18 protein-coding genes and 1 pseudogene are annotated in these 24,723 nt (G+C 55.9%); 12 read left to right on the plus strand and 7 right to left on the minus strand.

What is annotated here, in order from left to right; genetic code table 11:
* Positions 1 to 10 precede the first annotated feature (10 nt).
* On the minus strand, positions 11 to 1,297 hold the full coding sequence (locus tag KGB20_RS09575; RefSeq protein WP_218543222.1) for a dicarboxylate/amino acid:cation symporter: 1,287 nt from the start codon (positions 1,295 to 1,297) through the stop codon (positions 11 to 13).
* A 229-nt stretch (positions 1,298 to 1,526) separates the two neighbouring features.
* Here KGB20_RS09575 and KGB20_RS09580 point away from each other — a divergent pair, with 229 nt between their 5' ends.
* The gene (locus KGB20_RS09580) at positions 1,527 to 2,456 is read left to right on the plus strand and encodes a LysR substrate-binding domain-containing protein (protein ID WP_218543167.1); all 930 of its coding nucleotides are present in this window, start codon (positions 1,527 to 1,529) and stop codon (positions 2,454 to 2,456) included.
* A 166-nt stretch (positions 2,457 to 2,622) separates the two neighbouring features.
* Positions 2,623 to 3,492 (plus strand): oxaloacetate decarboxylase, encoded by an 870-nt coding sequence (locus KGB20_RS09585; protein WP_218543171.1) that lies wholly within the window; start codon positions 2,623 to 2,625, stop codon positions 3,490 to 3,492.
* Positions 3,493 to 3,934: 442 nt separating this feature from the next.
* Here the strand turns inward: KGB20_RS09585 and KGB20_RS09590 are convergent, their stop codons facing one another.
* On the minus strand, positions 3,935 to 4,825 hold the full coding sequence (locus tag KGB20_RS09590) for a LysR family transcriptional regulator (RefSeq protein WP_015095835.1): 891 nt from the start codon (positions 4,823 to 4,825) through the stop codon (positions 3,935 to 3,937).
* 166 nt (positions 4,826 to 4,991) lie between these two features.
* Between KGB20_RS09590 and KGB20_RS09595 the strand changes: the two genes are divergently transcribed.
* From KGB20_RS09595 to KGB20_RS09610, 4 genes are all read left to right on the plus strand, one after another.
* Complete coding sequence (locus KGB20_RS09595) at positions 4,992 to 6,074, plus strand: 4-oxalomesaconate tautomerase (protein ID WP_218543173.1); 1,083 nt, start codon at positions 4,992 to 4,994, stop codon at positions 6,072 to 6,074.
* Positions 6,075 to 6,118: 44 nt separating this feature from the next.
* Positions 6,119 to 7,444: a C4-dicarboxylate transporter DctA gene (gene dctA, locus KGB20_RS09600; protein ID WP_218543175.1), complete on the plus strand. Its 1,326-nt coding sequence runs from the start codon at positions 6,119 to 6,121 to the stop codon at positions 7,442 to 7,444.
* Between the two features lie 136 nt (positions 7,445 to 7,580).
* Positions 7,581 to 8,885, plus strand: a complete 1,305-nt coding sequence (locus tag KGB20_RS09605) for a CitMHS family transporter (protein ID WP_102668718.1) — start codon at positions 7,581 to 7,583, stop codon at positions 8,883 to 8,885.
* A gap of 92 nt (positions 8,886 to 8,977) precedes the next feature.
* Complete coding sequence (locus tag KGB20_RS09610; protein ID WP_218543177.1) at positions 8,978 to 10,231, plus strand: OprD family porin; 1,254 nt, start codon at positions 8,978 to 8,980, stop codon at positions 10,229 to 10,231.
* A gap of 169 nt (positions 10,232 to 10,400) precedes the next feature.
* Here KGB20_RS09610 and KGB20_RS09615 read toward each other — a convergent pair whose 3' ends face one another.
* The 3 genes from KGB20_RS09615 to KGB20_RS09625 all read right to left on the minus strand — a co-directional run bounded on the left by KGB20_RS09615 (position 10,401) and on the right by KGB20_RS09625 (position 13,816).
* Positions 10,401 to 11,603 carry an MFS transporter gene (locus tag KGB20_RS09615; protein WP_167362855.1) on the minus strand — a complete coding sequence of 401 codons (1,203 nt, stop codon included), beginning with the start codon at positions 11,601 to 11,603 and terminating at the stop codon, positions 10,401 to 10,403.
* 87 nt (positions 11,604 to 11,690) lie between these two features.
* Positions 11,691 to 12,713: an alpha/beta hydrolase gene (locus tag KGB20_RS09620; RefSeq protein WP_218543179.1), complete on the minus strand. Its 1,023-nt coding sequence runs from the start codon at positions 12,711 to 12,713 to the stop codon at positions 11,691 to 11,693.
* A 53-nt stretch (positions 12,714 to 12,766) separates the two neighbouring features.
* Entirely contained in the window at positions 12,767 to 13,816 is a 1,050-nt protein-coding gene (locus tag KGB20_RS09625) for an NAD(P)-dependent alcohol dehydrogenase (protein WP_090454513.1), read from the minus strand.
* Positions 13,817 to 13,981: 165 nt separating this feature from the next.
* On the opposite strand from KGB20_RS09625, the gene KGB20_RS09630 reads away from it, so the two are divergent.
* Positions 13,982 to 14,899 (plus strand): AraC family transcriptional regulator, encoded by a 918-nt coding sequence (locus tag KGB20_RS09630; RefSeq protein ID WP_090454515.1) that lies wholly within the window; start codon positions 13,982 to 13,984, stop codon positions 14,897 to 14,899.
* Between the two features lie 231 nt (positions 14,900 to 15,130).
* Here KGB20_RS09630 and KGB20_RS09635 read toward each other — a convergent pair whose 3' ends face one another.
* Positions 15,131 to 15,880 carry an NADPH-dependent F420 reductase gene (locus KGB20_RS09635; RefSeq protein WP_090454517.1) on the minus strand — a complete coding sequence of 250 codons (750 nt, stop codon included), beginning with the start codon at positions 15,878 to 15,880 and terminating at the stop codon, positions 15,131 to 15,133.
* A gap of 101 nt (positions 15,881 to 15,981) precedes the next feature.
* On the opposite strand from KGB20_RS09635, the gene KGB20_RS09640 reads away from it, so the two are divergent.
* From KGB20_RS09640 to KGB20_RS09650, 3 genes and pseudogenes are all read left to right on the plus strand, one after another.
* Positions 15,982 to 16,389, plus strand: coding sequence for a winged helix-turn-helix transcriptional regulator (locus KGB20_RS09640; protein WP_090454518.1), 408 nt, complete (start codon positions 15,982 to 15,984; stop codon positions 16,387 to 16,389).
* Positions 16,390 to 16,525: 136 nt separating this feature from the next.
* Positions 16,526 to 17,152, plus strand: a complete 627-nt coding sequence (locus KGB20_RS09645) for a TetR/AcrR family transcriptional regulator (RefSeq protein WP_090454520.1) — start codon at positions 16,526 to 16,528, stop codon at positions 17,150 to 17,152.
* 193 nt (positions 17,153 to 17,345) lie between these two features.
* Positions 17,346 to 18,618, plus strand: a pseudogene (locus KGB20_RS09650) (OmpP1/FadL family transporter).
* A gap of 90 nt (positions 18,619 to 18,708) precedes the next feature.
* On the opposite strand, the gene KGB20_RS09655 reads toward KGB20_RS09650, so the two are convergent.
* Positions 18,709 to 20,166 carry an efflux transporter outer membrane subunit gene (locus KGB20_RS09655; protein WP_218543181.1) on the minus strand — a complete coding sequence of 486 codons (1,458 nt, stop codon included), beginning with the start codon at positions 20,164 to 20,166 and terminating at the stop codon, positions 18,709 to 18,711.
* Positions 20,167 to 20,382: 216 nt separating this feature from the next.
* Here KGB20_RS09655 and KGB20_RS09660 point away from each other — a divergent pair, with 216 nt between their 5' ends.
* Positions 20,383 to 21,492 carry an efflux RND transporter periplasmic adaptor subunit gene (locus KGB20_RS09660; protein WP_090454524.1) on the plus strand — a complete coding sequence of 370 codons (1,110 nt, stop codon included), beginning with the start codon at positions 20,383 to 20,385 and terminating at the stop codon, positions 21,490 to 21,492.
* Complete coding sequence (locus KGB20_RS09665; protein ID WP_090454526.1) at positions 21,489 to 24,620, plus strand: efflux RND transporter permease subunit; 3,132 nt, start codon at positions 21,489 to 21,491, stop codon at positions 24,618 to 24,620. The genes KGB20_RS09660 and KGB20_RS09665 overlap by 4 nt, the downstream gene beginning before the upstream one ends.
* Positions 24,621 to 24,723 lie beyond the last annotated feature (103 nt).

Below are 24,723 nucleotides of genomic sequence, written 5' to 3' on the forward strand. Positions count from 1 at the left end.
GGTTAGGTTCTCACGCGGTGGCTGCAGTATGAATCGGGAGCGGAGACTCAGTGCCGGGCACGTCTTCAGCTTCTTCATGTGATTCTGATTTGGCAACCACAGCCGTCGCGATGCTATTGCCAACGACGTTGGTGGCAGTCCTGGCCATATCGAGGAATTGGTCAATGCCAAGGATCAACAAAATACCGGCTTCGGGAAGATTGAACATGGGTAACGTAGCCGCCACCACAACCACCGATGCTCGGGCTACACCCGCCATACCCTTGCTGGTGATCATCAGCGTCAGCAAGATCAGCAGTTGCTGTGTGAAGCTCAAGTCGACGTTGTAGGCCTGTGCAATGAACATGATGGCGAACGCTTGATACATCATCGAGCCATCAAGGTTGAATGAGTACCCCAACGGTAGAACGAAGCTTGATACGCGCTTCGGCGCACCAAACTTCTCCAGTGCCTCCATGGTTTTCGGGTATGCGGACTCGCTACTGGCAGTGGAAAATGCCAACAGAACAGGTTCGCGGATGAGCTTGCCCAAGGTAAACACTGAGCGCCCCAGGAACAGGTAGCCGGCAGCGAACAACACGCACCACAGAATCACAATGCCCAAGTAGAACTCGGCAATCAGCTTTCCGTAATCGACTATCAAGCCAAGACCTTGAGTGGTGATCGCCGATGCGATGGCTGCGAAAACGCCGATTGGCGCGAAGGCCATGACGAAGTCAGTGACCTTGAACATCACCTTGGCCAGCTCTTCGATGCCATCGACAATCGTTGTGTAACCCGCTCGCTTCACACCCGCCAAGGCAAACCCGAAGAACAACGAGAACACCACGATTTGCAGGATTTCGTTGTTGGCCATTGCTTCAGCAATGCTGCGGGGAAACACGTGACTGATGAAAACCTTGAGGCTGAAATCCCCGGTGTTCACCACGGGGCTCGCCGCATGCTGGACGACCTCCATGTTCAGTCCTGCGCCGGGTTGGAACAGGTTCACCAGGCCCATGCCGATTGCCAGCGATATCACCGAAGCGGTGACGAACCAGGCCATGGCTCGCAGGCCAATGCGCCCAACGGAGCGGGAGTTTCCCATGCTGGCAATGCCGCCGACCAAGGTGGCGAACACCAGAGGCGCGATGATCATCTTGATCATGCGTAAAAATATGTCGGTGACCATCGAGAAGTAAGACGCGATCTCTTTGGCGCTTTGTTCGCTCCCTGCGAAGTGGTGGCACGCCCAACCTACAAGCACGCCTAAGGCGATGCCAATTGCGATCCGACGCGGAAGTTTATTTTTCTTCACGGAGCTTTCCTCAAGTGGTTTTTTTGCTTTTTTTACTTGGCAGGAGACAAGTGTCATTAGGTCGAAGCTCTTCGGCCTCGCTTCTACGTTTTCGATTCTAGGGCTGGGGTTGAAGGGTCGTGATGAGTAATCCCGATAGCCTCATGCGCTTTTGGAATAGTTTTCGAAATCGCTGCTTCATCCCGACTGCGGCGCAGTAAACTGCTCATTCGGGGCATGAGGTGTCGGTATGCAAATCAAATGGCTGGATGATCTTCTGGCGGTCGCGGAGTGGAAGAATTTTTCTCGGGCTGCGGAGGTTCGCTGTGTGACCCAGTCGGCTTTGTCGAGGCGTATAAAGTCACTTGAAGAATGGGTAGGTGCGGAGTTGGTGGATCGTGGCACCTATCCTGTCCAACTGACCTCTGCTGGCCGCACATTTTGTGAAGAAAGTCGCGAGGCATTGGCGGGGTTAATGAGGCTGCGCTCAAGCCTTCGCGAGGTAGAGCGGATGCCAGGGCGATCCATCCAGGTCACTGCCGGCCACAGCTTGTCGATGACATTCCTGCCGAAATGGCTGAAGCAATTTCAGCAGCACAATGAGCAATTCAATGCGCGGGTCGTTGCCGCCAACATCCACGACGCGGTCATATCTCTGGAGGAGGGGAGTTGTGATCTGATGATTGTCTATCATCACCCCTTGGCGCCCATTCTTCTCGATTCGGAAAAGTTCGGGAGTTTGACCTTGGGTCATGATGCGTTTATTCCTGTGTGCGCACCTAACAGCGATGGGAATCCGCTGTATCCCTTACCGGGCACTTCCAGCAAAACAGTTCCTCACCTCGCTTATACAGCTACGACTTTTCTAGGTCGTGTTGCCGACATCGTCATAAAGAATGGCCCGACTGTATGCATGTTGGAGCGGTGCTACGAGGCGGATATGACGATGCTACTGATGCGGATGGCAGTCGAGGGCTATGGGGTGGCATGGTTGCCACAAAGCGCTGTCATAGACGAGCTTCAGCGAGGACAGTTGGTAAAAGCGGGTGGTGATGAATGGAGCACGCGACTGGAGATACGCTCCTACTGCTCCATCACCAATGAGAACCCTACGATGCGCAACTTATGGAAAACCCTCGAAGGAGCTTCCCGCGATCTCCATGGCAAAACAGCCAGTTGATCGAAGCTCCCAGGCGCGAAAAACATCCCTCAAGTATGGGTAATGACATCTGTGCATCGGGTCATTCTGAAACGTCATCACCCGCTATTTTTTGCGTGATAGTCTCGCCGCACTTTTGAGTTGGCTCTGATCGTTCAGACGATGACGGCCACAGTGAGGAGCGATCATGCCCAGAGTTTCCCACCAAGCATTACGCCGTTCGTTTCGCGAGCTGCTGGCATCCAGTAACTGTTTCCAGACCGCTTCAGTCTTTGATCCGATGTCAGCACGCATTGCCGCCGATCTCGGATTTGAAGTGGGTATTTTGGGGGGATCAGTTGCATCTCTGCAGGTTCTGGCTGCACCAGACTTCGCGCTCATTACCCTGTCTGAGTTTGTCGAACAGGCGGCCAGAATTGGTCGTGTGGCGCAATTGCCCGTCATCGCTGACGCCGATCACGGTTACGGAAATGCACTCAACGTCATGCGAACTGTCCAGGAGTTGGAGCGCGCAGGAATAGCGGCACTCATGATTGAAGACACCCTCCTTCCGGCTCAATTCGGGTGTAAATCAACAGACCTCATCAGCACTGAAGAGGGTGTAGGCAAAGTGCGTGCGGCACTGGAAGCACGCGTTGATCCGGAGCTTTCGATTATTGCTCGAACCAACGCCTCAGCTTTACCTGTGCATGAGGTCATTCACCGAACGCGCGCTTATCAACGGGCCGGCGCGGATGGCATTTGTATTGTTGGCGTACAAGATTTTGCGCACCTCGAACAGATAGTGGAGCACATCACGATTCCACTGATGTTGGTCACTTACGGAAATCCAAGACTCAACGACAACGAACGGCTAGCCAAGCTAGGTGTACGAATCATTGTTGCAGGTCATGGTGCTTATTTCGCCTCCATTAAAGCGACCTATGACTGCCTTCGTGAACAACGCCAGCTCACGCGCAGCACATCAAACTTAAGCGCTACCGAGCTGGCCTTTACCTACACGTTGCCGGAAACATATTTGAATTGGGCCCGGGACTTCATGGATGTTCGGGAGTGATGAAAATCTCCTGATCAGCTCCTGTTGCTCTGCCTACAGGTTTCCTCCTGCTTGAATCCGCAAGCATGATTTGCGTGCCGAGAAGAGCACTCGCACTCATGCGGTTTGGTCACCCTCGGTTGCGTATTCAGCAGTTTGCTTGCGGAGCGATCTGGAAGCTTTTTTCTTCTCAACAACGCGCTCGAAGCCCTAAGCACCGCTAGCGTCTTGTTGATGAACTCTTCGTTCTTGCTGATCGTCGCCAACGCGCCGCGCGCAGGTGGTCTCGATCACCTTGAATCTTGGCGGCATGGTGCGTTCCCTGCTAAAAAATGGTGCTCTACAGGTACCGGTAAGACTCTGTGATTTCAACCGCTGTGCAGGACTTGGCTGAGACAATTCATGACAGCGAAACGCGGTTTAAAAATTGTTATGTCAACTCAAAAAAGTAGGAGGCGTGAGGTTATTTCTCCCATTGTTCAAGCAGTATTGAGACGAATTTTTCCGCTGCCGGAGATAGTGAAGCGCCTCTCCGGTAAACCAGTCCCAACGATCGGTTAACTATAGGCTCTATCAAAGGGACGCTTACCAAGGTTGGATGATCCACAGCAGGCATTGCGAGGCTCGGCATTGCCGAGACGCCTAATCCCGCTTCTACCAGGCCCAGCGATGTAGACAGGTGTTGAACCTCATAGAACCACTGTGGACGCCAGCTCAAGCCTGACAAAGCGTGGTCAAGCAGCATGCGGTTGCCGCTGAGGCGACCGACTCCGATAAGGCGGTAATTGCTCAGTTCAGACCAGGTGACCGAGCTGCGCTCGGCCAACTCATGATCGCGTCGACAAGCTAAAACAAAAGGCTCGTTGACCAACGGCACGAACTCTATGTCTGGGTGCTGGCCGCTCATCATGTTGATGCCAAAGTCGGCTTCGCCACGCAGAACAGCCTCCAGCCCTTCGTTTGCACTGAGATCAAGCAAGCGAATGCGGATTTGTGGATAGCGCTCGTTGTAGAGGCGGATTACCGAAGGGAGGAAGTAGAAGGCTGCGGTTGGGATACAGGCAAGGGTTACGCGGCCGCTCTGCCGCTCCGCCAACTCTCGGATGTTAAGTATCGAGTCGTCGAAGTCATCCAATAAGCGTCGTGCCTTGGGCAGGAAGTCTCGCCCAACGCTGGTGAGGCTTACCCTTCTTGTCGTGCGATCAAGAAGCGCTGTTCCCAATCCCTCTTCAAGCTTTTTCATTCTCCGACTCAGCGCGGGTTGAGAGAGATGCAATGCATCGGCAGCTTCGTGGAAGCTTCCAAGTTCGGCGATCTTCACGAAAGATCGGATGTCATTGAGCTCATAATTCACTTTTTTATCTCACTAGCCGAGAGTTGTTAAGCCCAGTCAGCCTAAATTCATCATTCGTAAAACGCAATAATCAGGATGATATTTGCATTGGAAACAATTTTTAAAGCCTGCGACTCTTGCTCACAAGACATCAATTACCCCGATTGATCAACAAGAGTTAGAGTTCATGCAACGAATTCCCTGTGTGCTAATGCGCGGTGGTACTTCCAAGGGCCCAGTGTTCCTCGACTGGGATCTACCTGTTGCGATCGAAGACCGTGATGAACTGCTGCTCAACCTCATGGGCTCTGGGCATGAACTGGAAATTGACGGAATTGGTGGCGGTAGCCCACAAACCAGCAAGGTGGCGATCGTCAGCCCGTCGCTGCATCCTGAGGCGGATGTCGACTATCTGTTCGTTCAAGTCATGGTCTCCCAGCGTCGAGTCGACACCGCGCCTAATTGCGGCAACATGCTTTGCGCCGTTGGCCCGTTCGCCATCGAGCAGGGGCTGGTAAAAGCCTCCAAAGACCTGACACGTGTGCGTATTCGCAACCTCAACACGGGCACTTTTGTGAACGCCGAGGTACAGACGCCCGGTGGGAAGGTCAGCTATGAAGGTGACACCGCCATCGATGGTGTGCCGGGTACCGCTGCTCCTGTGCAACTCACCTTCCTGGATGCTGCGGGCAGCAAGACCGGCAAGCTTTTCCCGACTGGGCAAACGCAGGATTTGATCGACGGTATTCCAGTGACCTGCATCGACATGGCGATGCCGATGATGATCATCGAAGCTGGCCAACTGGGTAAGCGCGGCGATGAAAGTCCTGCTGAACTGGATGCCGACAAAGAGTTCCTGCGTCGCCTCGAGTCCTTGCGACTGCAAGCCGGCTTGGCAATGGGCCTGGGTGACGTCAGCGACAAAGTGATTCCCAAGCCTGTACTGGTGTCATCGGCCAAGGCTGGCGGCACAATTCAGGTGCGCTACTTCATGCCACACAACTGCCACCGGGCCTTGGCGATCACCGGTTCCATCGGCCTTGCCACCGCTTGTGTTACTGAAGGCAGTGTGGTCGCGCAATTGCTCGGCGGGGTTAGCGAGCCGCGCTTGAAGCAAGTACGCATTGAACATCCAAGTGGCGGGATAGATGTCGTATTGTCCTACACCGGCGATCAGGGTGAGACAATTCGTGCCTCAGTGGTGCGTACATCGCGCAGGCTGTTCTCCGGTTTTGTCTACGCCACGGCTTCCCAACGACTTGCCGGATAATTTCCCCTGGTCATTGCCGTTCTTGCATCAGCACAATTCTAAAAATGGGTGATGCCATGAAAGTTGTAAAATCGCTCTACTTCCAGATTCTCCTCGCCGTGCTGTTGGGTGTGCTGGTCGGACATTTATGGTCGCAACAGGCCATCGCCTTGAAGCCGCTTGGTGATGCCTTCATCAAGTTGATCAAGATGATGATCGCTCCGGTGGTGTTCTGCACCATCGTCACCGGTATTGCTGGCATGAGCGACAAACGCTCCCTCGGGCGTCTGTTGAGCAAGACCATGCTGCTGTTCCTGGCACTGACCGTGATCAGTTTGATCATAGGCCTGGTGTCGGTCTACCTGTTCAAACCCGGTGTGGGCATGAACATTGACCCCGCCCAGTTGAGCACCAAGGGACTGTCGCAATACACCGATTCCGCCGCGAAGCTGGGAGTGGTCGAGTTTTTCATGCACATCATCCCGGACACTTTCATCGGCGCTTTCAATAAGGGTGAAGTGCTGCCGGTGTTGTTCATCGCGGTGCTTTGCGGTTTCGCACTGTCGGCCATCGGCGAGCGTGGCAAGCCGGTACTGGATGTACTGGAATCCGCCTCGCACATGGTGTTCAAGATTTTCTCCTATCTGATGCGCTTCGCTCCGATCGGTGCTTTTGGCGCGTTGGCATTCACCGTAGGCCAGTACGGTATTACATCGTTGGGCTCGCTGGCGAAGCTGATCATGACCTTGTACGTAGCCTGTGCCTTCTTCGTCTTTGTGGTGCTGGGGAGCATTTGCCGGGCAAATGGCTTCAGTCTCTGGAAGTTGCTGCGCTACTTCCGCGAAGAGTTCCTGGTGGTGCTCGGGACTTCCTCAACCGAGCCGGTGATCCCGCGGATGTTGGAAAAGCTGCAAGCCCTGGGTTGCAAAAAAGGCGTGGTGGGGTTGGTGCTGCCAACGGGATACTCGTTTAACCTCGACGGTACGGCAATCTACCTATCGCTGGCAGCGGTATTCATTGCTCAAGCTTGCAACATCGATCTAAGCCTGACACAGACCGTGACCATGCTGGCCATCATGCTGTTGTCCTCGAAGGGTGCAGCAGGTGTGACCGGAGCCGGGTTTGTCGCGCTGGCGTCGACACTGACTGTGATCCATGACATTCCCTTGGCCGGCCTTGCACTGCTGATCGGTATTGACCGCTTCATGTCGGAAGCCCGGGCCTTGACCAGTCTGGCAAGCAACGCCGTGGCTACCGTGGTGATGTCCATCTCGGAGAACGCTTGTGATCGCGAGACACTGATGCGGACTCTTGACGGCGAACCGTCGCCCTCCCTGGCACAAACCCAGAGTGAAAACTGGGATGGTCGCAAGGTCACGGAACACGTCTGACCGGACACGCCTGAAACACCCAACAAACATTTCATTCAACTCCCCGCCAGGCACGGCTGATCGTACCGTCTGGCGGGTTCGAGGTCGTGCGCCTGCGCATCGGCCACGCTACTAATAAGAACAAGAGAACTGACCTATGCTCGCATTTCTTGGTTTGGCCATGGTGGTGGTTTTTACCTATCTGATAATGTCGAAACGCCTATCGCCGATTGTCGCCCTGACGGTGGTGCCGATTGTGTTTGCGGTGATTGGCGGTTTTGGCGGTACTACGGGCAAGATGATGCTCGACGGCCTGAAGATGGTTGCGCCTTCGGCTGCGCTTCTGCTGTTCGCCATCCTGTTCTTCGGCCTGATGATTGATGCCGGGTTGTTCGACCCGTTGATTCGTAAAATCCTCAAGCGTGTAAACGGCGATCCGATGAAAATCGCTATCGGCACCGCGCTGCTGTCACTGCTGGTCGCCCTCGACGGCGACGGCACAACCACCTACATGATCACCTGCGCGGCAATGCTGCCGTTGTACAAGCGTATCGGCATGAACCCGATGATTCTGGCGACCATCGCCATGTTGTCCTTGAGCATCATGAGCGGCATGACCCCATGGGGCGGGCCCGCTACAAGGGCGATCGCGGCACTGGGTCTGGATGCCGGCGAGTACTTCGTGCCCTTGCTGCCGACCATGATCGGCGGCGCGATGTGGGTGGTGTTCACCGCTTTCCTCCTGGGCCGTGCCGAGCGTAAGCGCATCGGTAATGTGCAGCTACAGAGCGGTGGCGGTAATTGCTACATCGACGCGATCCTGGGTGATACCCCGCACAAACGGCCTAAACTTGCATACGTGAACCTGTTGCTGGTGATCGCGGTCATGGTCGCGCTGGTAATGGGCATCATGCACTCGGCGATCCTGTTCCTGATCGGCTTTGTCCTGGCACTGATGATCAACTACCCGCAACTGGATATTCAGAAAGAGCGCATTCTCGCCCATTCCGGCAATGCAATGACGGTGGTGCTGCTGGTGTTTGCCGCCGGTATTTTTGCCGGGATCTTCTCGGGCACCAAGATGGTCGACTCCCTGGCGCAAACGCTAGTGGACTGGATTCCGCCATCCTGGGGACACCTGTTCCCACTGGTGGTGGCGATCACCAGCATGCCGTTGACCTTTGTTCTGTCCAACGATGCTTACTACTTTGGTGTGGTACCGATCCTGGCCAACGCGGCCGCAGCCTATGGCATTGACCCGGTGGAAATCGCCCGCGCGTCGATTCTCGGTCAGCCAGTACACCTGATGAGTCCGTTGGTAGCCTCAACCCTGTTGCTGGTGGGTATGGTCGATCGTGATATCGGCGATTTCCAGAAAGCCACCGTCAAATGGGCGGTACTCACTTCATTAGTAGTCACCGCGCTAGCCCTGCTGACCGGGGCGATCAGTCTCTTCTCCTGATTCACCCCAAGCATCTGTTTTCTCTTGACGCGCCTCGCTTGCGAGGCGTGCGCTGTTCTGCACTCCAAATAACAACAATGAGTAGTTTGCCAATGACCACTTTGCATACCCAACGGGCGCTGTTTTCACTTCTTGGTTTGTTGCCGCTGGCCAGTGCCAGTGCAGAAGGCTTTATCGACGACAGCAAGCTCAAGCTGCAATTGCGCAACGTCTATTTCAATGAGAACTTCCGCGACGAGCATGGCATGAGTGCCAAATCAGCAAGGACGGCGAAGAGCGAACGAACCGAGTGGGCCCAGGGATTTCTGTTGGATTACCAGTCGGGATTTACACCTGGCACTATCGGGTTTGGTGTTGATGCCCTTGGCCTGCTCGGGGTCAAGCTCGACTCCGGCCGTGGCCGCAGCGGCACTGGCTTGTTGCCCGTACATGATGACGGTCGTGCGGCTGACGAATTCGCAAGTCTGGGTATGACAGCCAAAGCCCAACTGGCCAAGACCACGGTCAAATACGGCACCTTGCTACCCAAGACTCCGGTGCTGATCTATAACGACGCGCGTCTGTTGCCGCAAACGTACCAAGGCACTCAGATCAGTAGCGTCGACATCGAAAACCTCACCCTCACCGGGGGCTACCTGGATCGATTCAAACTGCGTGATTCCAGCGACAGCATGCCGATTGTGCCCGACGGTTACGGCGGAGATAAATCAGGCGACTTCAGCTATGCAGGCGCCGAATACAAGCTGGGAAAGAGCGTTCGTTTGAGTTACTTCTACGGCGAACTGGAAAACTTTTACCGTCAGAACTTTGCAGGTATCCAGCACGATCAGCCCTTGGGCGGCGGCGTGCTGACCAGTGATTTACGCTACTTCAACAGTGTCGATACCGGCTCAGCCTTCGGTGGCAAGATCGACAACAACATGCTGAGCGGGCAACTGTCTTACGCCATCTCTGGCCATACCTTCGGTGGCGGATACCAGACCCTCAGTGGTGATGCCGGATTGCCTTTTATCAGTGGCGCAACGGTTTATTCGTTCAGCAACGCCGGGATAGGCAAGTTTGTCGAGGAGGATGAAAAAACCTGGATGCTTAATTACGGCTATAACTTTGCTGCCGTCGGCGTGCCGGGTCTGACGTTTTCCACCCGGTATCTGAGCGGCAACGACGGTAAGTCCGACACCGCTGTCAAGGAGTGGGAGCGTGATGCCGAACTGGCTTACGTCGTGCAACAAGGCACCTTCAAGGGGCTGGGTGTGCGGTTGCGTAACTACGTTTACCGCTCTGATTATTCCCGTGGCCGAGATAGCAACCGAATCTACTTTACCTACGACATCGCCCTCTGGTGATCCCCTGATTGCGGCCTCGCGATTTTCGCAGGCCGCCTTTTCAGTGGCGGCTTCATAGGATTGGACGGTGGGCAAATCATCGACAGCGCACGCTGACGGTCACGTCCAATTTTCGAGCGTCTCCTCCACCGAAACCGCAAGACATGCCTTGGCGTGTCTTGCGGTTATTTCAAGCAATGCTTACCGATGCAACAGGCTCCCGCGATGCTGCGCGTGCAGCCAGGAAGGCAAGAACGGCCGCCACGCCTAGCAAAGTGGCGCTCAATTCGAAGGTCGCTTGATAGCCGCTCGAGTCGAAGACCAGCCCGCCAACGGTTGCGCCAGACGCAATAGCGAGTTGGATGATCGCCACCATTAAACCGCCTCCCGCTTCAGCTGCGTGTGGCAACGTTCTTGCCAGCCATGTCCACCATCCCACGGGCGCTGCAGTCGCAACCAGTCCCCATGCGCCAAGCAAGACGGTCGTGGTGGCCGTCGAGCTACCGAATGAAACAAGCGCCAGTGCAATCATCGCCATAAAGATCGGGATGACGATGAGGGTTCGATGCAGGCCATTTTTCAAGAACGCTTCAATCAGGAAGGTTCCGGCAAGTCCCGCCAGGCCCAGAACGAGCAACATAAAAGACAGCATGGAGACACTGACGTGCGTGACCGTTTCAAGGAATGGGCGCAAATAGGTAAACAGCATGAACTGGCCCATGAAAAACACACTGACCGCTACCATGCCTAGCGCGACCGGTACGCTTTTCATCAACCTGAAGACGTTTCCAGTGCCTGAGCCGCTTTGCGATTTCATCGGTGGAAGGCTTACAGACAGCCATACACAAGCGACTATCGCGACTGGGATGACGCACAAGAATGCACCGCGCCAGCCAATCAAGGCACCGAGAAAACTGCCCAATGGTGCTGCAATCACAGTCGCCAAAGCGTTGCCGCCGTTGACGATTGCCATGGCGCGTGTGACCTGGTCATCAGGCACAAGGCGCATGGCGGTTGCCGCCGACAGTGACCAGAAGCCACCAATCGCAACACCGATCAGCGCGCGCCCGATCATGAATACCCCGTAATTCGGTGCGAACGCGACCACTGTTCCGGAAAGGATCATCAACAGCGTCAGTGAAAGAAGTAGCGGTTTACGGTCAACCCGCGCCGCCACCAGCGGGATAAGAAGGCTGGTGAATAAGGCAAACAGCCCCGAAACGGAAATGCCCTGACCGGCTTGTCCTTCGGTGATATGCAGATCGGCGGCAATTGGTGTCAGCAGGCTGACGGGCATGAACTCCGATGCCACCAGCACGAAGGCGGCGAGCGACATGGCCAGGACAGCGCCCCATGAATGTTGAGCTTCATGGGAGGAGGGAAGATGGGGCATTGAAAAATCCTGTATTGCGTGAAGCGTCGCGGCTCCAGAAGCGAAGCCGCGAGAGAGGAACGGTTCCCGTGTGGGTCGCCGATCCGATTACTTCAGATGACTGTTGAAGAACGTGGCCAACTTGGCGAAGGGAATCAAATTGACCCGATCGTAAAGATCCACATGCCCGGCATCTGGAACGATCAGCAACTCTTTGGGTTCGGCCGCCCGTTTGTAGGCGTCCTCGCTGAACTCCCTTGAGTGCGCCGTGGCGCCCGTAATGAAAAGCAGTGGGCGCGGGGAGATGGTCTCGATGTCGTTGAATGGGTAGAAGTTCATGAACTTCACATTGCTGGTCAGCGTCGGCATGGTAGTGGTTTGCGGCGATGCGCTAGCGGGGGTGACCTCGCCGCGCGGAGTGCGGTAGAAATCATAGAACTCGTCACCCACAGCGTTGCCGGTCAGCTTTAGTGGTGAGCCGCTGGTATAGCGAACTTCGCCGCGCCAGAATTCCGCGTTACGTTGCTGCGCCGCATCGCGAATGATTTGCTGGCGTTGTTCCAACGTGACTGAGTGCTTGAGACCGTTACGGTTGGCCGCCCCCATGTCATACATGCTGACCGTGGCGATGGCTTTCAGACGAGGGTCGATCTTGGCGGCGCTGATGGCGAAGCTGCCACTGCCGCAGATACCGATGACGCCGATACGCTCTCGATCAACAATCGGGCGAGTGCCGAGATAGTCCACGGCGGCACTAAAGTCCTCGGCGTAAATATCAGGCGAAACTGCTTGGCGAGGCGTACCTTCGCTCTCACCCCAGAACGACAAGTCCAGTGACAGCGTGATAAATCCCTGCTCGGCCATTTTAGTGGCGTAAAGATTCGCGCTCTGTTCCTTTACTGCACCCATAGGGTGTCCGACGATTATCGCTGCACTCTTTGATTGCGGTTCGAGTCCTTTGAGGGTGAACAAGTTACCTGTCACCTTCATGCCATATTGGTTTTTGAAGTTGACCTTTTCCACGATCACTTTATCGCTGGTGTAGAAGTTGTCTGCGCCGTTCGACATGTTGGCTCCCATTGAAGAAAAAGAGATAACAAGCAGCCCTAGGGCTAGCAAAATTCCTTTCACTGGATATTCCTTTCGATTGAATGGTTGTTCACTGGAGTTTTTGACTCAGGCGTTTAGTCAGCCAACGTGGCGTTGTCGACCACGAAGCGATACTTGACGTCACCCTTGAGCATTCGCTCGTAGGATTCATTTATCTGGTCTGCTCGAACCAGTTCGATGTCGGCGACGATGCCGTGCTCGGCACAGAAATCCAGCATCTCCTGTGTTTCCGGGATGCCTCCGATCATCGAGCCAGCAATCGTTCGGCGCTTCATGATCAGGTTGAATACGTTCGGCGATGGGTGTGGCGAGGCGGGCGCGCCGACCAGCGTCAGCGCACCATCACGCTTGAGCAGCACCAGAAACGCATCAAGATCGTGGGGGGCTGCGACGGTGTTGAGAATGAAGTCGAAACTCTTGGTATGTGCAGCCATTTCTTCAGGTTTGCGCGATACGACGACTTCATCGGCGCCTAACGCCTTTGCCGCCTCGCGCTTGGATTCAGAGGTGGTGAACGCCACGACGTGGGCGCCCATCGCATGAGCCAGCTTGATGCCCATGTGGCCCAGGCCACCGATGCCGACCACGCCTATTTTCTTGCCTGGGCCGGCGTTCCAGTGGCGCAGAGGTGAGTAGGTGGTTATGCCCGCGCACAGCAGCGGAGCGACGGCAGCCAGTTGTGCCTCGGGATGGCGGATGCGCAACACGTAGCGCTCATGCACCACGATGTTTTGCGAGTAGCCGCCCAGCGTCCAGCCGGGTGCGTCCGGTGTCGGGAAGTTGTAGGTGCCAACCATGTCGTCGCAGTAGTTTTCTAGGCCAGTCTCACAGTCGTCGCAGTGTTTGCAGCTGTCGACGATGCAGCCTACACCGACCAGATCGCCGACTTTAAAATCCGCTACATGTGCGCCCACCGCTGATACGTGGCCGACAATTTCGTGCCCCGGTACGCAGGGAAATTGCGTGCCTGCCCACTCGGCGCGTACTTGATGCAAATCCGAATGGCAGATGCCACAGAAGGCGATATCGATCTGAACATCATGGGCCGCCGGCTCGCGGCGGTTGATCTGCATCGGCTCAAGGGGTTTTTCGCCTGCGTGAGCACCGTAGGCTTTGACAAGCATGGGAGCATCCTCGATGGGTTTGTCGGATGAACATTCTCCCGCTCTGCCCAGACCCTCTGTAGTGCATTGCGCTGGATTACTTGCCTGATTCTATGAGTCTCTGTTTTTTTGCAGGACGGTCGGTAGCTGGCGAGTTAGAGTTCAGTGAAGAGGTACAAGACGAATATGAACAACAACCCCGACGCAGCTCCTCAACAGACATCGCCACAAGAAAAGCTTGCGCAGATCATCTGCGCGCAGATCTCGAAACCAGGTGATTTCGGAACGGCCATTACAGGTCTCGGCTTCTTCAGGCGCGAACATCCAGCACCGCCCATCGTCTGCATGGTCGAGCCAAGCATCATCCTCATCGCCCGGGGTGAGAAACAGCTCTGGGTAGGTGGCGAGGGTTACCCCTACGACACGTCGCGATTTCTGATCACCTCGTTGGACTTACCTGCCAATTCAGAAGTGCTAGCGGCAAGCCCGGAACAGCCATGCCTAGGGCTGACGTTGAAACTCGATCTGCGCATTCTGGCTGAGCTGATAGCGCAAAGTGACCTGCCGCCAACCCGTGATCGATCAGTTGTGAAAGGGGTAGGAATTGGTGCCGTGACACCAGCGATGCTGGCCTCATTTGAGCGCTTACTGGCACTGCTCGATGAGCCGGAGTCCATCCCTGTCCTTGCGCCCTTGATCCAGCGCGAGATTCACTACCGTCTCTTGCAGAGTGATCAGGCGAGCCGGCTTCGACAAATAACGTCTGTCGATGGCCAAGGTTATCGGATCGCGAAAGCCATCGATTGGTTGAAGTTGAATTACACCTTGGCGCTTCGCGTCGATGAACTTGCGGCCCGAGTGCAGATGAGCACTCCGACCTTTCACCACCACTTCCGCCAACTCACCGCGATGAGCCCCTTGCAGTATCAAAAGTGGCTGCGACTGAATGAGGCAAGGCGATTGATGCTCAATGAACACCAGGACGTATCCAGTGCCGCTTTCAAGGTCGGCTATGAAAGCCCATCGCAGTTCAGCCGTGAATACAGCCGGCTGTTTGGCGTACCCCCAAAGAGGGATATTTCGGCGTTGCGAGGGCAGGGGTAGGACCTTCAGTACGTACAAGGGGCTACATCGACCGGTTAAATCCACAACCCATTGCGGACACTCAGAATGATGAGGGGCTATGGTTGCCTACACGAGGTGGTCGCGGTGATGACTGGCGTCAGAGGTGATGTAGAAATGATCTGACATTAGATTTCGTAGCATCGCTTGGCGATCGTCGGGAAGGTCAACCAGGGTGCCTGGGCCGATAGCTGCCGGTGGGTTACGAGGAGTTCAACTGGCCGCGTTGAAGCTTCGATTAAATTCAACGACGTCATGATGAGAAGGGTTTTTGGCGAATAGTGCAGGGAGTTGCGCATTGAACACCTCTCTCTTCTGCGCGGCGGCTCCCTTGACTGCAGCATTCAGCGCCGGGCGCATCTCTTCAGCGGTGTAATCGCAGCAGTACGCTGGCGTGCAGGGCTGTTGACGCCATGAGTCTTCGAGGCTGCCGCTGTCGACCGGCTCGAATCCAACGTCATCGACAAGTTGCATCACGAGACGCTTATGATTTTCATCGTCCCCCGCAACGGCTACGCCCAGGCGGCCTTCGGCGTCTTTTGGCTTACCAAGATTTTCCAGCGAATAAGCAAGAATATTGTTGAAGGCCTTGATTACCGGTCGGCCAAGCTGCTCGCTGACCCACACGCTCTCGGTTTGACCATTTTCCAAAGCGGCGATGCGCTCGTCTCTCAGGCCCGGGTAGTAATTACTCGTGTCGACCACTGGAACCGAGGATGGCAATGCGGCCAAAAGGTTCTTGGGAAGAGTCGCCATGGCTGGTTGGGGAATGGAAATAATCACAGCATCGGCGCCGTCGAAGACATCGTTCAGATCGCAAGCAATAGCACCCGCTTCCTTGGCAAAAGCGCTTACCGAGTCCTTTCCGCGAGAGTTGGCGACGCTGATCTCGTGGCCAGCAGTGACAAGCTTTCGGGTAAGGGGGCCGCCGATAGATCCAATACCAACGATCGCAATTTTCATAATGCCTCCAGGGATTCAAAGTCCGGATACGTTAGTATCAGCACTGCAAGATCCGCAAGAACCGACGTTTTAGTCTGTAACCCACCAAAAGGTAAGTATCGATGGAGCGCGAGTGGGAATGTGGGAACCCTTTACGACGGCAGGCCTGGTCAGCCGCTATAAACGCTACGCTTCGCGTTTTGGAGGGCAAATGGAAAATTGTGATCATCAATGAGCTGATGGCCGCTAAAGGCCGGCCGCTTCGGTTCTCCGAACTGGAAAAGCTCATTCCCGATGTCACGCAGAAGATGCTCATTCAGCAGTTGAAAGGGCTTCAGCAGGATGACATCGTTCAACGCACCGTATACCCAGAGGTGCCGCCGCGGGTGGAGTACGCGCTGACGGTGCTGGGTCATGCACTCGGCCCGGCTATGACTGCCCTTATAGACTGGGCTGAGCTTCGTCACCAGCACGAGGAGAAGGGGATGGGACTGTCTAGCGTAAGCGACAAGGAACTTTTGGAACGCTAATCCGCCATATGCGATTACTCAAAACGTCAACCCGTTTCAAATCTGATCAACTGTGGTTTTCAAACGTTCGATTTGTGACTATATATATAATTAGTCACAATTTGTAAGTCCTCGATAGGGTGAGTAAGCTATTTCCATGAATCAGCCATCAATATCTTCATCTTCGCCCAGCACCCGTGGCCCAGCCGATCACGACATTCGAGACCAGATTGTCGCGGCGGCCAACGAGCACTTCAGTCAATACGGCTACAGCAAAACCACGGTTTCCGACCTGGCCAAGGCCATCGGGTTTTCCAAGGCTTACATCTACAAATTCTTTGATTCCAAGCAAGCAATCGGTGAGGCCATCTGCGCTAATTGTCTGGCAGAAATCGTCGCGGCAGTGGAGCAGGCTATCAATGTAGAAGGCCTGTCTCCAACGGAGCGCTTTCGACGTTTGGTCAAAACTGTTATCGCCACCGGTGTGAATCTGTTCTTCAACGACCGAAAACTCTATGACATTGCAGCGTTCGCGGCGTCGGAAAGCTGGCCCAGTACGCAGGCTTATGACGCACAGATCAAAAGCTTCGTGTCGCAAATCGTTCGGGAGGGGCGAGAGATTGGCGAATTTGAACGCAAGACTCCGCTGGACGAGACAGTAGAAGCGATACATCTCGCGCTACGGCCCTTCGTCAACCCCTTGCTGCTGCAGTACAACCTCGATTTCGTCGAGGAGGCGCCCACGCTCACCTCCAACCTCATCTTGCGTAGCCTCATGCCTTGACCTTTGGCTAAAGGTTTATGCATACGGCGGTACGCGTCAGATTCCAAACGGCTTTTCACTTGGCCCTTCGTCCATCCGGCGAAGGGCATTTATTTATCTGTATCGTGACCAATGACTGATTTTGTCACATGAGTAAATATGGTGGTCCGTCGCATCTACTGCGTCATCTCAGTGATCCCATAGAGTTCAAACAATGAAAAAAATAGTGCTCAAGAGCCCATTTGGCCTTGCTGTCGTGCTCGCATCCTCAAACGTTTTTGCAAGCGGCTTTGCTCTTAATGAACAGAGCATCAGCGGGATGGGGTCGGGGTTTGCCGGTCGCTCCTCCTCTGCTGAAGATGCGAGCACGGTATTCAGTAATCCCGCGGGAATGTCTCGCTTGAAAAGAGAGCAGGTCAGCGTGGGAGCTTCGACTCTTTTTGCCAAGTCCGACATAAGCCATACCCGCAGTACATTCGGAGGCCAGGAAGACGGCGACATGGTGCCTACCACCACGGTACCTATGGGGTACTACGTCAAACCTATCGATGAGCATTGGGCGTTTGGTGTGGGTTTTTATGTACCTTTCGGTCTGATCACTGACTATGGCAGCGGTTTTGCCGGGCGTTACTACGCCAACAAAAGCGAGGTCACGACTTTTACGTTCCAGCCCACCATCAGCTATGCCTTTAACGACAAAGTTTCGATCGGGTTCGGTCCGACCATCAACCGTATCAGCGGTGAGTTGTCCGGTATGGTGCCCAACCCACTCAGTCCTGGTCGCAACGACGGAAAACTTAAAAGCACTGGCGACGACACTGCCCTCGGTTTCAACGCCGGTATCCTGGTGCAGGCTACAGACCGAACCCGTTTGGGCATGACCTACCATTCCAAGGTCAGTTATCAATTGGATGCCAAGACCAAGGTCACTGACGGCATCTTTAGCGTGTTGGGAGTCAGCGGCCGGAGTTATGACGCTTCGCTGGATGTGGATACCCCGGAGTCAGTGGATCTCTCGGTGACTCATCAGCTTAATAATGACTGGACCCTTTACGTGGGGGAGCACCTGGACTCGCTGGAGTCGCTTCAAAGAATTAACCATCGAGAACACGGGTTTACCCCCTGCGTTGAGCGGCGCGCTGGGCACCATTACCGAAGAGCAGAACTGGCATGATACGTGGGCTCACGCCATCGGCACGGCGTACAAACTGAATGATGAGTGGGTGCTTCGCGCAGGCTTTTCGGTCGATCAGTCACCCACCAATAACATCAATCGTGGACCGCGCATTCCGACGGGCGACAGGAAGGTGATCAGCTTCGGTGCTGGCTGGACTCCGGCAGAGAATGTCACGATCGATGTGGCTTACTCCTACCTGTGGGAGGAGAGCGTTCAGGTCAATGACACCTCGGCGACCCGAGGTGCATACAGTGCCAACTATAAGAACGGTGCGAGCGGGCTCGGTACTTCTGTGAGTTACCGCTTCTAGTTGAGTGCTGTTACACGATAAGTGTCCTGTCGGGAGCACGCGTTGCCTCCCGACCTTCAAGCACACATCTCGGGCCTTTCCCCTCAAGCTTCATCGACTCGTCACCGTGACATCCCGAGGTTGCCAGCCACCACCGAGTGACTTGAATACCGCTACCGCCGCTCGTGCCGACTCCGTTCGCGCTTGCGCCCGAGCATCGGAAGCCTGCAGCATCGTCTCGTCAGCGTGCAGGACATCAATCAGGCTGGCCGTGCCTTTCTCATAGGCAATGAACGACGATTGGCGAGCCTGAGTAAGAGACGCCTCTCCCCCGGTGAGTGTGGTTGCTTGAGCCTCCCGATTCACCAGTGAGGAGAGCGCGTTCTCGACATCCTCGGTGGCGCGCAACACAGACTGACGGTAAGCCGCCAGGTTTTCGGCTTCCTGTCCCTTGGCCTGGTCGATTTGGGCGTTTATGCGACCGAAGTCGAAGAGCCTCCAGCGCAGTCCCAGCAGGCCCGCCGATTGGCTGGCGCCGCCGGTAAAAAGATTGCCGGCGGACACCGCCGTGGCACTGCCCAGCAATGCGCTAAGGGAGAACTTCGGGTAGTACTCGGCAATCGCCTCCCCGATGCGTGCGTTTGAGGCCGCAAGACGGCGCTCGGCCATAATCAGATCAGGCCTGCGGCGCAGCAAATCGGCCGGCGTTCCCATCGCTTTTAACGGCGGTGCTACAGGAATGCTCGCTGCCATTGCAAGTTGTGTGCGGTGAGTGCCTGGCGGGGTGCCGAGCATGACATCCAGTGCATTCATCGCAGCATCCAGACCGGTTTGCAGGACCGGCACTGTCGCTTGAACCTGTGATAGCTCACCCTCGGTCTGGCGAACCTGATAGTTGGCGGCGAGTCCCTTGCTGTAGAGCAATTGGACTTTCTCTAGCAACGCCTGCTGCGTTTTGACTTGCCTGTTGGCAATGTCCAGCCGTGTCTGCAATCCGCGAATAGTGATGTAGACATCGGCGGTCTGCGCGGCGATGGCCAGTCGTGTGGCCGCGACGCCCGCCTGGGACGCCTGGTACTCGGCCAGAGCAGCCTCGCGTCCGCGTCGCAGGCCACCAAAGACATCTGCCTCCCAGCTGGCATCGAGGTTGACCTCGTAGGAATTTCCGTACCGATCATAGCCAGGTGTCGAATTCAACACCTGGCCGAGTGGCGTCTCGATTGACTGGTACGAGCGCGCAGCCTGGCTGCTGATATTCCCCGAAGGCAGTAACGCGGCATTTGCAGCACCCAGTCCGGCCTGCGCCTGTGTGACTCGCGCCGACGCCTGCGCCAGGTCCAGATTCTGCTCTAGTGCCTTGGAAATGAACCCGGTCAGCACTGGATCACCAAAGCCTTCCCACCAAGCGACAAGGCTGGCCGGCATCGTTCCAGGCCGCTGTTCGACAGCAGCTTGACCCAAGTAACGATCCGAAAGCGGAGCGTCTGGACGATGGTAATCCGGACCGACTGCGCAACCGGCCATTAAGCCGGCGCTGACCAAAAGTGCAATTGGACGGAGGGGAGGCATTGAGATTCCTTCAATAGAGGATATTTGTGACCATATTACGTAATGGTCACGACCTGTCAATTGACGTTCTTTGAAGCGATTACCTTTTTCTCCGTGTTCATGGTGATTCATAAGCTTTGGTTGAAAACCAAAATGATTGACAGGATGTGACCATTGACACAAATCGTCACTAGATCGAGAATATGACGCTCGTCCTATTTTTAAGTAAGGGAACCTATGCGCCGGCTTCTACCTTTCCCCATTGCCGCTTGCTTGTTGCCTCTCGTCCTGACGGCATGTGGTGATTCATCCACCGCTGAAGATCCGCGCACGAATGCCCCTTTGGTGAGGTCCGCTGCTGTTCAGGCTTCGTCCGACGTCTCGCGTTCCTTCACTGGTGTAGTGGCTGCCCGCGTTCAGGGCGACCTTGGCTTTCGGGTGTCAGGAAAGGTGCTTGAGCGTCTGGTTGACACCGGTCAGACCGTTAAACGTGGTCAGCCGCTCATGCGCCTCGACCCAATCGACCTGGGGTTGCAGGCGCGAGCACAGCAAGAGTCGGTCATAGCCGCTCGGGCCCGAGCCAAGCAGACAGCAGATGACGAGGCGCGATACCGCAATCTGGTTGCCGCAGGCGCTATTTCTGCATCGGCCTATGACCAGATCAAAGCCGCAGCCGATACGGCAAAAGCACAGCTCAGCGCTGCAGACGCGCAGGCTGATGTAGCCCGCAATGCTTCTGGTTATGCGGTGCTGTTTGCGGATTCCGACGGCGTGGTGGTGGAGACGCTCGCCGAGCCCGGACAAGTTGTCAGCCCGGGACAGCCCGTGGTTCGACTGGCGCGGGCAGGGCAACGCGAAGCGATCGTGCACCTGCCCGAGACGTTGCGCCCCGCAGCAGGATCCACCGCGCAGGCGACGCTTTATGGCAATACCACGGGTGCAGTTACAGCGAAGCTGAGGCTGCTGTCTGACTCGGCCGACCGTATGACGCGCACCTTTGAGGCGCGGTATGTGCTTGAGGGCGCGCTGGCCAATGCACCGATAGGTTCGACGGTCACGCTTCGGATCGCTGAAAGCGCCGCGCAGGGAAATTCGATGCAGGTGCCGATTGCTGCCGTTTATGACCCGGGTAAAGGCACTGGCGTGTGGGTCATCGTCGGCGCACCTGCGAAGGTGGCTTGGCGACCTGTTCAAGTCTTGGGCTTGAGCGACGACTCAGCGCGAGTCGCAGGCGATCTCAAGGTCGGCGAGCAGATCGTGGCGTTAGGTGCGCATCTGTTGCGCGAGGGTGAAGAGGTGAGACTGCCTCAACAGGATGACGCCAAAGTTGCCGGGGGTCGTCCATGAGCGAGGGCCGCTTCAATCTTTCCGCGATCGCCGTTCGTGAGCGTTCCATCACGGTGTTTCTGATCTTCCTGATTGCCGTTGCGGGCATCTTGTCGTTCTTTCAACTGGGGCGCGCGGAAGATCCTCCGTTTACGGTCAAGCAGTTGACGGTCATTACCGCGTGGCCGGGCGCCACGGCGCAGGAGATGCAGGATCAGGTAGCAGAGCCACTTGAAAAACGCCTGCAAGAACTGAAATGGTACGACCGCACGGAGACCTACACCCGTCCTGGGCTGGCTTTCACGATGGTGTCACTGCTCGATAGCACGCCGCCCTCGCAAGTGCAGGAGGAGTTCTATCAAGCGCGTAAAAAGCTCGACGATGAGGCCCGGAAGCTGCCGGCGGGTGTCATCGGCCCAATGGTCAACGACGAGTTTTCGGACGTGACATTTGCGCTTTTCGCCCTGAAAGCCAAAGGCGAGCCGCAGCGACTGTTGGTGCGGGATGCAGAGTCGTTGCGCCAACAACTGTTGCATGTGCCGGGCGTGAAGAAGGTCAACATCATTGGGGAGCAGCCCGAACGTATCTTTGTTTCCTTTTCCCATGATCGGTTGGCCACCTTGGGCATCTCTCCTCAGGACATCTTTGCCGCGCTGAATAACCAAAACGTGCTCACGCCCGCCGGTTCCATCGAGACCAATGGGCCTCAGGTCTTCCTGCGGCTAGATGGTGCCTTCGATAAGGTGCAGAAGATTCGTGACACACCCATTGCGGTCCAGGGGCGCACGCTAAAACTCTCTGACGTGGCGACGATCGAACGTGGTTATGAAGATCCAGCAACCTTTCTCGTGCGTAACAACGGTGAAGAGGCCTTGTTGCTGGGGATCGTGATGCGTGAGGGCTGGAACGGTCTTGACCTTGGCAAGGCGTTGGACGCGGAGACAGTCAAAATAAATGAAGGCATGCCGCTGGGTATGACGCTCTCCAAAGTCACCGATCAATCTGTAAATATCGATTCGGCCGTCGGCGAGTTTATGGTCAAGTTCTTCGTCGCGCTGCTTGTGGTAATGCTTGTCTGCTTTCTCAGCATGGGCTGGCGTGTTGGTGTTGTGGTCGCTGCGGCTGTGCCGTTGACGTTGGCCGTGGTGTTTGTGGTGATGGCGGCCACCGGAAAGAACTTTGACCGTATTACCCTTGGCTCGTTGATTCTGGCGCTTGGACTGCTGGTGGACGACGCCATCATTGCTATCGAAATGATGGTGGTGAAAATGGAAGAGGGCTACGACCGCATCAAAGCTTCCGCGTACGCCTGGAGTCATACGGCCGCGCCGATGCTCTCCGGTACGCTGGTGACCGCTATCGGCTTTATGCCCAACGGCTTCGCGCAATCGACCGCCGGCGAATACACCAGCAACATGTTCTGGATCGTGGGCATTGCCCTGATCGCCTCCTGGGTGGTTGCAGTCGCTTTTACCCCGTACCTGGGGGTGAAGATGTTGCCGAACATCAAGAAGGTAGAGGGGGGTCACGCGGCCATCTACAGCACCCCTAACTACAACCGCTTCCGCCGGATTTTGACGCGGGTCATCGCTCGCAAATGGCTGGTCGCCGGCACTGTCATCGCTTCGTTTGTCGTGGCGATCCTCGGCATGAGCCTGGTCAAGAAGCAGTTCTTCCCTACCTCGGACCGTCCCGAGGTATTGATTGAAGTGCAAATGCCTTATGGGACCTCCATTGAGCAGACCAGCGCCACCACTGCCAAGATAGAGGCCTGGCTGCAAAAGCAGGGTGAGGCAAAAATCGTCACGGCCTATATCGGGCAAGGCGCGCCGCGTTTCTATCTGGCGATGGCGCCGGAACTCCCTGATCCGTCGTTCGCAAAGATTGTGGTGCTGACGGACAGTCAGGAGGAGCGTGAGGCCCTCAAGTTCCGTATCCGCGAGGCAGCTGCTGAGGGGCTTGCCCCAGAAGCGCGGGTCAGGGTGACTCAGCTTGTTTTTGGGCCGTACTCGCCATTCCCTGTTGCCTACCGGGTGATGGGGCCTGATCCGTCAACGTTGCGCGAGATTGCGGGCCAGGTACAGGACGTGTTGCAGTCGAGCCCGATGATGAGAACCGTCAACACCGATTGGGGACCGCTGACGCTGACGCTGCATTTCGCTCTGGATCAGGATCGCTTGGAGGCGGTGGGATTGACGTCAAACTCAGTCGCGCAGCAACTGCAGTTCCTGCTGGCCGGAGTGCCGATCACCGCGGTTCGTGAGGACATTCGTTCGGTGCAGGTGGTTGGTCGCGCAGCGGGTGATATCCGGCTCGATCCCGCCAAGATAGAAGGCTTTACGCTGGTGGGCGCGGCGGGTCAGCGGATTCCGTTGTCCCAGGTAGGAGAGGTCGATGTGCGTATGGAGGATCCGATCCTCCGACGTCGTGACCGCACGCCGACCATCACAGTGCGCGGTGACATTGCCGAAGGTTTGCAGCCACCGGACGTCTCGAGCGTGATCATGAAGGAGCTGCAACCAGTCATCGACAAGCTGCCTGGCGGATACCGGATTGAGCAGGCGGGTGCAATCGAGGAGTCGGGCAAGGCCGGTAAAGCGATGTTGCCGTTGTTCCCGATCATGATTGCCATGACGCTGCTGGTCATCATTCTGCAGGTCCGTTCGATCTCGGCGATGATCATGGTGTTCTTCACCTCGCCGCTGGGGTTGATTGGCGTAGTGCCGACACTGCTCATTTTCCAGCAGCCATTTGGGATTAACGCACTGGTCGGTTTAATCGCCCTTTCGGGCATTCTGATGCGCAATACGCTGATTCTGATTGGGCAAATCCATCACAACATTCAAGAAGGGCTGGACCCGTTTCACGCAGTGGTCGAAGCCACGGTACAACGTGCCCGCCCGGTACTACTGACTGCGATGGCGGCAATCCTGGCGTTCATTCCCCTGACACACTCCGTCTTCTGGGGGACGCTGGCCTACACCCTTATCGGAGGCACGTTCGTCGGCACCATCATGACGCTGGTGTTCCTGCCAGCGATGTACTCCATCTGGTTCAAGATTCGTCCTGTCAATACGGGTCAAACTGAAACAGCGAATAAGCAAGCAAGCCTAGTGGATAGGGCGGCATTTCCCAATGCACCCAGCTGACCAATCACTCACAGGGGTACATGACCAGTTTTTCGGACGATTGAGGGGAGCGTTCGGCAAACACGCCTTTCTGACGCCATCGCTAAGGATGCCCCAGGGCTCG

It is taken from the genome of Pseudomonas sp. BF-R-30 (assembly GCF_019956175.1).
GTDB lineage: Bacteria > Pseudomonadota > Gammaproteobacteria > Pseudomonadales > Pseudomonadaceae > Aquipseudomonas > Aquipseudomonas jessenii.